The sequence below is a fragment of the Flavobacterium sp. KH_035 genome, assembly GCF_057839565.1.
Map to the genome: position 1 here is coordinate 1,098,434 of NZ_CM174492.1, position 12,739 is coordinate 1,111,172.

A 12,739-nucleotide genomic window follows, 5' to 3' on the forward strand; every position below is an offset into this window, starting at 1 on the left:
AAAAATAAACACCGCTTAAAGCCTAAAGCTTAAAGCCTAAAGCAAAAAACAATGTTAAAAAACGACCTATTTTTAAAAGCACTAAAAGGAGAAACTGTTCAACGTCCACCAGTTTGGATGATGCGTCAAGCCGGAAGATATTTACCTGAATTCAGAGCTTTACGCGATAAATATGATTTTTTTACCAGATGTGAAACCCCAGAACTGGCTGCCGAAATTACTGTTCAGCCAATCCGCAGAATTGCTCCGGATGCTGCAATTCTGTTCTCCGATATTTTGGTTGTTCCCCGTGCAATGGGTATTCACGTAGAATTAAAGGATAATTTAGGTCCTATTATTCCTGATCCAATTCGCACAATGGAACAAGTCAATCAGGTTATTGTTCCGGATGTAAACGAAACTTTAGGCTATGTCTTTGATGCTGTTAAACTGACTAAAGAAATGCTGAACAACGAAGTACCCTTAATTGGTTTCGCCGGTTCGCCATGGACAATTTTCTGTTATGCCGTTGAAGGAAAAGGCTCTAAAAGTTTTGATACTGCAAAAGGATTCTGCTTTTCAAACCCGATAGCAGCGCATACTTTATTACAAAAAATTACAGATACCACGATTTTATACTTAAAAGAAAAAGTAAAAGCGGGAGTTGATGCTGTTCAAATTTTTGATTCCTGGGGAGGAATGCTTTCTCCTGTTGATTATCAGGAATTCTCCTGGAAATACATCAATCAGATTGTAGATGCTTTGGCAGAAGTTACTCCGGTTATTGTTTTCGGAAAAGGATGTTGGTTTGCTTTAGGCGAAATGGGTAAAAGTAAAGCTTCGGCACTAGGTGTAGACTGGACTTGTACACCAAGAAACGCGCGTTATTTATCAGGTGGTAACATTACTTTACAAGGTAATTTTGATCCTTCAAGATTGCTTTCTCCAATTCCAACCATCAAAAAAATGGTTCATGAAATGATCGACGAATTCGGAAAAGACAAATATATCGTAAATTTAGGTCACGGAATTTTGCCACATATTCCTGTAGATCACGCTAAAGCGTTTATTGACGCGGTTAAAGAATACGGAAATTAGTATTCAGTTTGGCAGTCACAGTTTTCAGTTACCTGTCAGCAAACTGAAAACTGTGACCGAAAACTGAGACCGAAAACTTAAAAAAATGCTCAACAAAGGATTAAGAGACGAAGAAAGCATCAGAATAGAGAATACTCTAAAAATGTTACGCGCCTTAATTTTTGTTCCTAAGTTTTGGAATGCTGAAGATATAAGTCTAATCGACGAACAGCTAAAAAACTTTGGTTTAAGTCTTGAAAGAATTATTGAAATACCGGAAGGAGAATTAATCATTCTGCTACAAAGATGTCATTTAGACTGGAATCAACAGGAGCAATTTGCAGATATTTTAGTCGATTTATCTCAAGAAAAACAGTTTGATTTTTCAGCAAAAGCACTTGCCATTTACCAATATATTCAACAAGAAAGCAACGTTTTTTCATTTGCAATAAATACTAAAATCGCTTCGGCCAAAAAAAGATCATAATGGGTTTTACAGATTGGAAAACAGATACGATTAACAATATTCTTCCCGAAGAGTTTTTTAACCTCATCGATAAGAATAAAAGTCACATTGAAAAAACATTTCCAGTTACACTTGCAAATTGTTTAGATTTAGAAAAAACGAAGCAATTTATAGTTGTAAATCAAGAGAAAGAAAAAAACAAAGAATGGTTTTACTTTTTCACAAGAGATATCAAAACCAATAATTTGATCGGCTACTTATGTGTAAAAAACATTGATTATCACATTTCAAAATGTGAATTAGGTTATTTTATTGATGAAGATTATCAGGGAAAAGGCATTACTTCAAAACTAGTTTCAGAAACCTTAGAATTTTGTTTCAATACTTTAAACATGAATAAAGTATTCATCTGTACCTCAGAAATCAACAAAGCAAGTCAACAAATTGCTTTAAAACATCATTTTAAACAAGAAGGAATATTACGAGAAGAATTCAAAATCAGCGACGGAACACTGGAAGATATTGTTTACTTTGGATTGCTCAAATCAGAATATAATACTCATGAAGGATAAATTTTTCGCTTACATACAAAACTTACAAGACCAGATTTGTACTGGTTTAGAAACGGTTGACGGAACTGCAAAATTTCGTGAAGATCTTTGGAAACGCCCTGAAGGTGGCGGAGGAAGAACACGCGTTATCGAAAATGGCGCTGTTTTCGAAAAAGGCGGTGTCAACATTTCGGCAGTTCACGGAAAATTACCGGAAGCCATGCAAAAAATGTTTAATGTAGGCGAAGCAGATTTCTTTGCCTGCGGCTTAAGTTTAGTCCTTCATCCAAAAAATCCAATGACTCCAACGGTTCATGCCAATTGGCGTTACTTTGAAATGTACGATGAAGCCGGTAAAGTAATTGAGCAATGGTTTGGTGGCGGTCAGGATTTAACCCCTTACTATTTGTTTGAAGAAGATGCTATTCATTTTCATCAAACCTGTAAAATAGCTTGTGACAAACACAATCCGGAGTTTTATCCTAAGTATAAAAAACAATGTGATTCCTATTTCTGGAATGCACATAGAAACGAAGCCCGCGGTATTGGCGGTTTGTTCTTTGATTACTGCAAAGCAAATGAAACAATGTCTATGGAAGACTGGTACAATTTTGTAACCGAAGTTGGTAATAGTTTTCTTGAAGCCTATGTTCCGATTGTAGAAAGAAGAAAAAATCTGGAATATACCCCAGAAAACAGAACCTGGCAGGAAATTCGTCGTGGCCGTTATGTCGAATTCAACTTAGTGCATGACAAAGGCACCTTGTTTGGTTTGAAAACCAACGGAAGAATTGAAAGTATTTTAATGAGTTTGCCTCCGCACGTGCAATGGGTTTATGATCATCATGCAGAAGCCGGAAGCGTTGAGGAAAAATTGATTCAGGTATTGGAAAACCCTGTTGACTGGATTGAATTACAATAGACTCTGTTTGTTTTTTTTTGTAAAAAATTTCTTTCATAAAATAACGCCCCTTGAATAGATTTTTGTAGATTTAGTCTTTAAACCCATAAGGATGATATCTATAAAAATCTGTTAGTATGGCAAGCACCTATTCTCAATTATACATTCATATTGTTTTCACCGTTAAAGGCCGACAAAATCTGATTTCCAAAAATTGGAAAGACGAACTGTATAAATACATGACCGGCATTATTAGCAATAAAAAAAAACTAATTGCTATTAACGGAATGCCGGATCATATTCATATTCTGATCGGATTAAAACCTGATAGGTCAATATCAGACTTAGTAAGAGATATTAGAGCAAATTCTTCAAAATTCATAAATGACAGGAAATGGATTAATGGAAAATTTGAATGGCAAAATGGATTTGGAGCCTTCTCGTATAGCCATTCCCATTTGACAAATGTTATAAGATACATTGAAAATCAAGAAGAACATCACAAAGCAAAAACATTCAAAGAAGAATATATCGGTTTTTTGAAATCGTTTAACGTTAATTTTAAAAACGAATATTTATTTGATGATGTTAACGAATAATATATACAAACATACCGCAATAAATATATCGCTCCTTTGGAGCTTAAAAAATCTAATACTCATATTCTATAGATATGCCGCTCCTTCGGAGCTCTGTAAAAATAATAGAATTCTAAAACGAACACAATACTTCAAAAAAATTCTAAAACAATACATATCCAAGTCCCAACAGGACGACATCTTTCTAGATTTTTTTAATGATCCATATCAGAGTCCCAACGGGACGACATATTTATAGATATTTCAAGACAATACATAACCAAGTCCCAACGGGACGACATCTTTCTAGATTTTTTTTGTAGATTTAGTTTTTAAACCCCGAAGGGGTGACCTATTAAAAAATAATAATTCCCCTTTGTTAAATTCTGAATCAATATCAGATAATTGCAATTTTTAACCAATGAACTTAAAACTGATTTATATCGTATTCCTCGGAAGCTTTTTAGGGTGTTTTGCTCAAAACGATTCACTGCAGAATCCTTATTTTAAATCCTATAACGATAAAATTACCGGCAGCGTTTATTATATAGACACTTCAAATAGTTTTCAGATTGCTTCAGGCCCACTGGCTTCACAAACATTTCTTAATCTTACTCCAAATAGAAGAGAACAGATTGGTTTTAATCTGAATTATAAAATCATTGATGTTTCTGTTGGTTTCGCTCCAAAATTTCTAAGCCAAAATAAAGGCGATTCCCATTCCAAGCATTTTAATTTCAATACCCGTTTTTACTATAAAAAATGGATGCAGTCCTTTACTTTTATCAATCAGAAAGGATTTTATATCAGCGATGATAATATAATGGCACAATTGCCCGATATGCGCACCACGAAAATTGGCGGATCTACGGCTTATGTTTTCAATCCTAAGTTTTCTTTTAAAACATTGGTAAGCCAAAACGAATGGCAGACCAAAAGCTCCGGAAGTTTTATTCCAACTTTTTCTTTTTATTATACCAATCTCAATCTAAACAATACACCGGATTCTTCAAACGCCGATATCTATGTTTTTTCGATAGCACCCTCCTATTTTTATAATTTTGTAATTAGTCAACGCGTTTTAATTGGTGCCGGAATTGCTTTAGGGGTTGGAATTAATGATATTGACGGCGATTCATCTGCGCTGTATCAAGCTGATTTTAATTTAAAACTGGCCTACAATAATGATCGTTTCTTTGCTTTTGCAAGCATCAATACAGTAAGTTTTGCTCAGGACGATAAAGTCAATCCACGATTAAATGATAATACTGCCACCTTAAAACTTTCTGCCGGTTACCGATTTGATCCACCCAAAAAAATAAAAGAAGTTTACGATAAAGTAAATCAGAAAATTGGTTTGTAATTTTTTAATCCAAAATCTTCATTCTAAAATCTAAAATAAAATAGTATGGCAAATGTGAACAAAGAACAATTGAACCGCATGCAGACCGGAAAAGGATTTATCGCCGCTTTAGATCAAAGTGGTGGAAGTACACCAAAAGCTTTAGCACAATACGGTGTTCAAGATAGCAGTTACACAACTGAAGAAGAAATGTACACCCTTGTGCATGAGATGAGAACCCGTATTATTAAGAGCCCTGCATTTGACAGCTCCTATATCCTGGGTGCTATTTTATTTGAAAACACGATGGATCGCAAAATCGACGGGCAATGGACTGCCGATTATTTATGGGAAAAGAAAAACATTGTTCCCTTTTTAAAAGTAGACAAAGGCCTCGCCGAACCTGCCAATGGGGTACAGCTGATGAAACCTATTTCTAATTTAGACGAATTATTAACACGCGCCGTAGAACGAAATGTTTTTGGAACCAAGATGCGCTCTGTGATAAAAGAAACCAATGCCAAAGGAATTCGCGAAGTAGTTGAGCAACAATTTGCTGTAGGCCTTCAGATATTTAAAAAAGGACTAGTACCCATTATTGAACCCGAAGTAGACATTTTCAGCACTGACAAAGAAAAATCAGAAGAAATTCTCAAAGCAGAAATCATCAAACAACTTAACGCACTGGATAAAGAGGTAAAGATCATGCTAAAACTTTCAATTCCAACCGTAGATAACTTTTATAAAGAATTAATGTCTGATCCTCATGTGGTTCGGGTGGTGGCACTGTCCGGCGGTTATGCCCAGGAAGAAGCCAATCAAAAACTGGCACAAAATCACGGATTGATCGCCAGCTTTTCACGGGCATTGTCTGAAGGATTAACTTTTGGTCAGTCTGATGAAGATTTTAATTTGAAACTCGAAAAATCAATTAAAGCCATTTATAAGGCATCAATACTATAAAAAAAGTCCCCGGAAAAGATTTTCCGGGGACTTTAGTTTTATAAAAACAATTTAGATTATTTACTCAATTCTTCCGCTAAATCCAGCGTTTGTAAAATGATGTTTTTGTCTGATTTTATCGCATTTAGCTTCAATTCAAACTTCAACTTATTATTGATCAGTTTTTTAGGAGACTGAATTACTACATCATTAAATTGCTCCGATAAACGCTTCATTTTTACTAACTCTTTTTCTTTTACATTACCTGAATGGTCATAAGCAAATGATGCTCTGGAGAAATTTACTTTTCCGGAGATGTAATTTTTCTTTAAATCTTTTTTTGCTTCTTTAACAAAAAGTCCTTTTCCATCATTAAAATAATCTAAAGTATTGGCGACCAACACCACGTCTTTATCCTTTTTGATAAAAATAGTGCCATACTCATTCGTCCCCAGAATTTGATAAAAATCTCCCTTTTGTTCCAGGAATTTTTTACGAAGTCCCAATTGAATTAACTTATCACCAAAAGTTGGATGTGTTGACGTAAACACTATCGAAAATAATGGAATACTCTTCTTCACTTTTTCCTCTGTTATCTTCTCTTCATAATTTTCGTCATATCCATACACTTTCTTTGTCACCTCAACTTCATTGACGTGGTATAAAAACATGCTTAAATCACCATCAAAAAGCGTTGCAGTAGCCTCTTCATCCACTATAGTCGAAATTAAATCCGTAACAACCGTTAAATCTTCTTTTACTAAATATTGACTTTGAAATAAGTCGGCCACTAAGGTTGGAAATTTTTCAAGTGCTGCTTTAGTATTAATATGATAGGACATATATCCTAAAGGTCTTTCATCCGGAAAATAATTAAAAATATTTTTATTGATCTTTCTATCGGTCATTTTTCCAACAATAGCCGCCATTGGTTCGGCATACTCAATCACTTCCTCAATACGCGCATTGTCATTGTCAAAATAAAAATCCAGATTAATTCCTTTTACCATATTTGCCGCGTTATTTTGCATGGGTAAAAACTTATTGTAGCTCACGAACTTAGACAAAAGACCATAAGCCGAGTTTAAACTGGTCATTGCTGAGCTGTAGTTCAGCCAAGACGAAATATCAGCCGCAGCACTTACCTTCTCCGAAACAGGTGCGGTAAATCCATTTTCAAACAATGACTTAATAAAAAGGCCTTGCTGTTCCACCTGCAAAAGATTAAAATCAGCCTCTTCTTTCTCATAATCAGCATTAGAAACTGCCACAGCTTCTTCCGTTTCTTCTGCAGCACTGGCCGCAGCCTCTTCAGCCGATTGCGCAGGTTCTTCTACCGTTTGCGTCGAAGTTTCCTGATAAGGTTCGTCTATCGCGATAGAATCTTGTGATCTACTTTCCCAGTCATATGATTTTGGTTTGTACTTTTTAGTCAATTCTACCAATACAAGGTAATTATCGTTCCATACAAAAGATGTCTTTTGATTTTTTGGTGTACAAACGGCATAGTTACCATAATTCTGAATTACAGGAACCTCAACCGAATCTGTGTTTTTATTCCTGCTATGTTCCTCAATTAAAAACTGTTTTACCGCTTCTTTGTTTTTAATAGGAATCGTAACCTGATAATACGGGATACTATCTGTGAAGTTACCATGAACAGTTATCTTCTGATCCAATTTAAAAAGAGCGGCATACTTGTTCAGATCGAGACTGGCTTTGCCTTCTTTGTATTTACGAATCAGCGAATGGTTTAATACCTGATCAATGTTTACTTTTTTGGACAGTTGATCCCCATTAAACTGTATAAAATAATCGTATGGTTTTGAACCAACCTGGCCAAAAGTCAAATGCGTGACGAATAATAAAAATAAAAAATAAAACTGCTTCATAAATCAAGGGGTTAATTGGATTGTATTGTTCATCAAAGCCGATTTTTTAAGTACGCTGTACATGCTTTGTTTAAGAAAAACGGTCTTTTTGTTCTGTGAAATTTTACTGTTCGGATTCGCTACCGCCTGAACATCTTTATCAAAAGTATAAATTGCTGTTATACTCGCTGCTTCCAAATCTTCTTTTTTCTTCGGGTCTTTTACAATTTTTTCGGGAACAGGATAAAACGCAATTCTCTCAAAACTTTTGGCGTTACTGCTAAAATGAATCTGATTACTTTGATTGTTGATGGTGTTGACAACGGCATTAAGCGCCTTCAAATTGGCATAATTAAGTTTGATAATAAAAACATATTGATCAAAATCAGTTTTGGTTGTTACATTTGTAATACCATCAATTTTTAAGGCTTTGGCTTTAAAATCTTCCAACTTTTTGGTGATTTCCTGCTCATTTGGGATTTTTACGCCATCAACCTCTTCCATCCACATGGCCGATTTTGTCTTAAACCATGATTTCGAAAAGTCGACCATCAGCGTATATTCTCCGCTTTGGTCGTCGTGGTGTTTGATTCTTTCTGTTATTTCAAAACAGCTTGTCAGCAGTAAACAACAGCATAATGCGAGAAATTTCTTCATCAGACAAATTTATAGGTAAATATCCAAAAAAACCATAGCCTGCGGGTTAATTCTAAATCCTCATCTTTCAAATATTTTTTAAACTTCATAAACGGAGATAAAACGAAAAGATTCTGCAAATTTTTAGATAATATTAACGGATTCTACAGCATGCTAAACGCCTTATTCTGTTCCTTTTTCTTTAACTTTGTGCCACTTATTAAAAAGTACACAATCTTCAAAAAAATAAAAAACAATACACTTTAGAAATTAAGATTCTCCATCAGATTTCGAAGAAATCAACTGCAATCTAAAATCTAAAATCTAAAATCTAAATTTTTATGTTCCCATTACAAAGAAACCGCCGTTTGAGAACCAATGAATCCATTCGTTCTTTAGTTCGTGAAACCAGTTTAAGTCCTCAGGATTTTATGCTTCCAATGTTTGTTACTGAAGGAAAAGATGTAAAAGTTGCTATCCCTTCAATGCCGGGAATCTACCGTCATTCCTTAGACAATACCATCAAAGAAGTAAAAGAAGCCTGGGATTTAGGAATCAAAGCGGTAAACATCTATGTAAAAATCAGTGATCATTTAAAAGACAATAAAGGTGTTGAAGCCTGGAACAAAGACGGTTTAATGCAACAAACCATTCGTGCTATTAAAGACGCCGTTCCTGAAATGATTGTAATGCCTGATGTGGCTTTGGATCCTTACTCGATTTATGGTCATGACGGAATTATCGAAAACGGACAACTTCTTAATGATCCTACCGTTGATGCCCTAACGCGAATGAGTTTAAGCCATGCCGAAGCCGGAGCCGATTTTGTCGCACCAAGTGATATGATGGACGGGCGTGTATTGTCTATCAGAAAAGCTTTGGAAGAAAACGGACATCACAATGTGGGAATCATGAGTTACAGTGCCAAATATGCTTCGGCATTTTACGGACCATTTCGCGATGCTTTAGATTCTGCTCCCGTAGATTCTCAAAATATCCCGAAAGACAAGAAAACATACCAGATGGATTACGCCAACCGAATTGAAGGAATTCGTGAGGCTCTATTAGATGTTGAAGAGGGTGCCGACATCGTTATGGTAAAACCGGGAATTGCTTATTTGGACATCGTTCGTGAGGTGAAAAATGCCGTTCATGTACCGGTTGCCGTTTACCAGGTATCTGGTGAGTACGCTATGGTAAAGGCCGCAGCAGAAAGAGGATGGCTTGATCACGACAAAATCATGTTAGAGCAACTATATTGCATTAAGCGCGCAGGCGCCAGTATTATCTCGACTTACTTTGCCAAAGAAGCAGCAGTCTTACTAAACAAATAATATGAAAAAAATACTATTCTTATCAGCCGTTTTAGCGTTTGCATCCTGTAAAAAAGAAACTGTTGAAACTCCTGTTGAAAATACAACAGAAGCCTATTCGGAAGGAGAAACAGCAAAAGCCAAAACTCCAGCAGAGTTTGGAAAACAAATTTTTGAAGGACAGGGAAATTGTTTCTCCTGCCATCAACCGGACAAAAAGGTAATTGGCCCTAGTATTCAGGAAATAGCCAAAATCTACAAAGACAAAAATGGAGATATTATTACCTTCTTAAAAGGAAATGCCGAACCTATAGTTGACCCTAGTCAGTTTGCAGTTATGAAAACTAACTTTCCGGTAACGCAGGCCATGTCGGATGAGGAATTAAAAGCCATTGAGACTTATATTTACAGCCATTTAAAGTAAAATAATTGCTTTCTGCTGACATACTGTTGTCATTGCGTCATTTTACCTTTACAGCTTAACAAAAAACAAGTAAGATGGAACAAAAATTCAATGTTATTGGTATTTCAATAAGAACGACTAACGAAAATGGCCAATCGGGAACAGATATTCCGGCGCTTTGGAACCAATTTATCTCTGAAGGAATTCTGAGAAAGATCCCGAATAAGGTTTCGGAAGACATTTTTTGTGTGTATACAGACTACGAAAAAGATCATACTAAACCTTATACCACCATTCTGGGCTGCCGTGTTGAAAACCTCGATACGATTCCGGAGGAAATGGTGGGAAAAACAATTGAAACGGCGGTGTATGAGAAATTCATCACGCAAGGAAATCTAAACGATGGAATTGTTTTTAATAAATGGCTGGAAATTTGGGACTCCGGACTGAACCGAAGTTTCACAGCTGACTACGAAGTTTATGGAGACAAAGCTCAAAACCCCCAAGATGCAACAGTAGAAATATTTATTGCAGTTTCATAAAAAAACAAAAACGGCGCTAAATTAGCGCCGTTTTTTATGGTTTTAAGATTACCAGATTTTAACTCTTTTATCCGGATCAATATACATTTTGTCTCCTTTTTTAATATCGAAAGCCTGGTAAAAAGCATCAACATTTTGAATTGGCACAACAGCTCTGTACATTCCAGGAGAATGCGGATCAGTTTTAACCTGACTTTTTATAGCCTCGTCTCTTGATTTAGTTCTCCAAACCGTAGACCAGGAAATAAAGAAACGCTGTTCTGGTGTAAATCCGTCAATTAAGCCCGGATTACCATTTGCTTTCAAATACAACTGTAAACCGTCGTAAGCAGCATTTATTCCACCTAAATCTCCAATGTTTTCACCTAAAGTAAATTTACCATCTACGTGAATTCCTGGCAAAGGCTCTAAAGCGCTGTATTGTGCTGCAAGAGCACCTCCAAGAGCTGTAAATTGTTTTAGGTCATCAGCTGTCCACCAGTCTACAAGATTCCCGTCTGCATTGTAACGTGCACCTGAATCATCAAATCCGTGAGAAATCTCATGTCCGATTACCGCTCCGATTCCACCATAATTCACCGCTTCATCAGCCTGGTAATTGTAGAAAGGCGGCTGTAGGATCGCTGCAGGAAAAACAATCTCGTTGTAAGATGGATTGAAATAGGCATTTACCGTTTGCGGAGACATTCCCCACTCTGTTTTATCAACCGGTTTTCCTAATTTGGCCAGATTTTCAGCATAAGCCCATTTTGATATACTTCTCATATTATCAAAATAAGTCCCGCCTTCTCCAACATTTTTAAGTTCTAAAGCAGAATAGTCTTTCCATTTATCAGGGTAGCCAATTTTAACGGTAAGTTTTTTCAACTTTTCTATTGCCTTTACTTTTGTTTGTTGTGACATCCAAGGCAATGCATTGATTCTGTTTTCATAAGCCAGCATTACATTCGCAATCATTTTCTTTGCTTTGTCTTTTGCTTCAGCAGGGAATAACTTCTCTACATACAATTTTCCTAAGGCTTCGCCCGTTGCAGTATTAATTACCTGTAAAGCCATTTCTTCACGAGGGCGTTGTTTCAAAGCTCCTGTTAATGTTTTTCCGTAGAAATCGAAATTAGCATTTTCGATGTCTGTACTCAAAGTAGAGGCTGTTCTGTTAAGTATAGACCATTTTAAGTATTCTTTCCAGGCTTCTACTTTCTTTTCAGATAATGTTTTTTCCAAAGCGATCATATAACGTGGCTGCGCTACATTGACGCTATCTAACTTCGACATTCCAATTCCGGTAAAATATTTTTCCCATTGAATCGAAGGCGTATTCTTTTTTAAATCGGCAATCGCTGTTGGATTGTATTGTTTTCTACGGTCTCTGCGCTCCACACGGTCTAATCTTGGAGCAGACAATTCAATTTCTAAAGCCAGAATTTGTTTGGCACTTTCTTTTGCTTTTGCAGGAGATTCACCAATAAACTGCAACATTCTCGCAACGTGTATTTCATATTTTTCACGTTTTTCTTTTGAATCTTTGTCATCGGCATTGTAATAATCTTTATCCGAAAGTCCTAAACCTCCAGGACCTAAGTTAACCGTGTTTTTATTACTGTTTTTAGCATCCGGACCAACAAAAACACCAAAGAAACCAACACCTCCCTGCGGCTGCATTTCGATAAAGAAATTTTGCAGATCCGTTACGTTTTTAATGGCATCGATCTTCTTTAACGTAGGCTGAAGTGGTGTTACCCCTCTTTTATTACGTCCGACAGTATCTAAAATAGTATTAAACAAAGCAATTGCTTTACCCTGATCTGTATTTGATTTGTACTTAGGATCTTTCGAAGCTTCTTTTAAGATTGCAAGTGCATCGTTATCCGTCTTTTGACGTAGTTCATTAAAACTTCCCCATGAATTTCTATCACTTGGAATTTCCGTTTTATCTAACCAGGTTCCGTTTACATAACGGAAAAAGTCTTCTTTTGGACTTACTTTGGTATCCATATTAGAAAGATTGATACCCGGTTCTTTTGGTTTTGTACTTTGGGCGTTTACTGCGGTAATGGTGACCATTGCAGAAACAACACAAAACATTGGTTTTCGTAATTGTTTAATCATTTTTCTTTGTAGTTTTTAGTATATACACA

Annotated in this window: 13 protein-coding genes; 10 read left to right on the forward strand and 3 right to left on the reverse strand. The window is 36.0% G+C overall.

Annotated features, from left to right (window positions below):
- Positions 1-51 precede the first annotated feature (51 nt).
- From hemE to AC3IS6_RS04895, 7 genes are all read left to right on the forward strand, one after another.
- Entirely contained in the window at positions 52-1,077 is a 1,026-nt protein-coding gene (gene hemE, locus AC3IS6_RS04865) for a uroporphyrinogen decarboxylase (protein WP_489163924.1), read from the forward strand.
- Positions 1,078-1,162: 85 nt separating this feature from the next.
- The gene (locus AC3IS6_RS04870; RefSeq protein ID WP_489163925.1) at positions 1,163-1,543 is read left to right on the forward strand and encodes a hypothetical protein; all 381 of its coding nucleotides are present in this window, start codon (positions 1,163-1,165) and stop codon (positions 1,541-1,543) included.
- The gene (locus AC3IS6_RS04875) at positions 1,543-2,094 is read left to right on the forward strand and encodes a GNAT family N-acetyltransferase (RefSeq protein WP_489163926.1); all 552 of its coding nucleotides are present in this window, start codon (positions 1,543-1,545) and stop codon (positions 2,092-2,094) included. The genes AC3IS6_RS04870 and AC3IS6_RS04875 overlap by 1 nt, the downstream gene beginning before the upstream one ends.
- On the forward strand, positions 2,084-2,995 hold the full coding sequence (hemF, locus tag AC3IS6_RS04880; RefSeq protein ID WP_489163927.1) for an oxygen-dependent coproporphyrinogen oxidase: 912 nt from the start codon (positions 2,084-2,086) through the stop codon (positions 2,993-2,995). Before AC3IS6_RS04875 ends, hemF begins: the two co-directional genes overlap by 11 nt.
- 116 nt (positions 2,996-3,111) lie before the next feature.
- Positions 3,112-3,573 carry an IS200/IS605 family transposase gene (gene tnpA, locus AC3IS6_RS04885; protein WP_489163928.1) on the forward strand — a complete coding sequence of 154 codons (462 nt, stop codon included), beginning with the start codon at positions 3,112-3,114 and terminating at the stop codon, positions 3,571-3,573.
- 400 nt (positions 3,574-3,973) lie between these two features.
- Entirely contained in the window at positions 3,974-4,915 is a 942-nt protein-coding gene (locus tag AC3IS6_RS04890) for a DUF4421 family protein (protein ID WP_489163929.1), read from the forward strand.
- Between the two features lie 54 nt (positions 4,916-4,969).
- A complete protein-coding gene (locus tag AC3IS6_RS04895; protein WP_489164911.1) occupies positions 4,970-5,857 on the forward strand; it encodes a fructose bisphosphate aldolase in 888 nt (295 codons plus the stop codon).
- A 56-nt stretch (positions 5,858-5,913) separates the two neighbouring features.
- On the opposite strand, the gene AC3IS6_RS04900 is transcribed toward AC3IS6_RS04895, so the two are convergent.
- Positions 5,914-7,728, reverse strand: a complete 1,815-nt coding sequence (locus tag AC3IS6_RS04900) for a hypothetical protein (RefSeq protein WP_489163930.1) — start codon at positions 7,726-7,728, stop codon at positions 5,914-5,916.
- Positions 7,729-7,731: 3 nt separating this feature from the next.
- Positions 7,732-8,364 carry a hypothetical protein gene (locus AC3IS6_RS04905; RefSeq protein WP_489163931.1) on the reverse strand — a complete coding sequence of 211 codons (633 nt, stop codon included), beginning with the start codon at positions 8,362-8,364 and terminating at the stop codon, positions 7,732-7,734.
- A gap of 320 nt (positions 8,365-8,684) precedes the next feature.
- On the opposite strand from AC3IS6_RS04905, the gene hemB reads away from it, so the two are divergent.
- From hemB to AC3IS6_RS04920, 3 genes are all read left to right on the forward strand, one after another.
- Entirely contained in the window at positions 8,685-9,677 is a 993-nt protein-coding gene (gene hemB, locus AC3IS6_RS04910; protein WP_489163932.1) for a porphobilinogen synthase, read from the forward strand.
- 1 nt (position 9,678) lies between these two features.
- Positions 9,679-10,080 carry a c-type cytochrome gene (locus AC3IS6_RS04915; protein ID WP_489163933.1) on the forward strand — a complete coding sequence of 134 codons (402 nt, stop codon included), beginning with the start codon at positions 9,679-9,681 and terminating at the stop codon, positions 10,078-10,080.
- A 74-nt stretch (positions 10,081-10,154) separates the two neighbouring features.
- Entirely contained in the window at positions 10,155-10,601 is a 447-nt protein-coding gene (locus tag AC3IS6_RS04920; RefSeq protein WP_489163934.1) for a GyrI-like domain-containing protein, read from the forward strand.
- Between the two features lie 48 nt (positions 10,602-10,649).
- Here AC3IS6_RS04920 and AC3IS6_RS04925 read toward each other — a convergent pair whose 3' ends face one another.
- The gene (locus AC3IS6_RS04925) at positions 10,650-12,710 is read right to left on the reverse strand and encodes a M13 family metallopeptidase (RefSeq protein WP_489163935.1); all 2,061 of its coding nucleotides are present in this window, start codon (positions 12,708-12,710) and stop codon (positions 10,650-10,652) included.
- Positions 12,711-12,739: the final 29 nt, after the last annotated feature.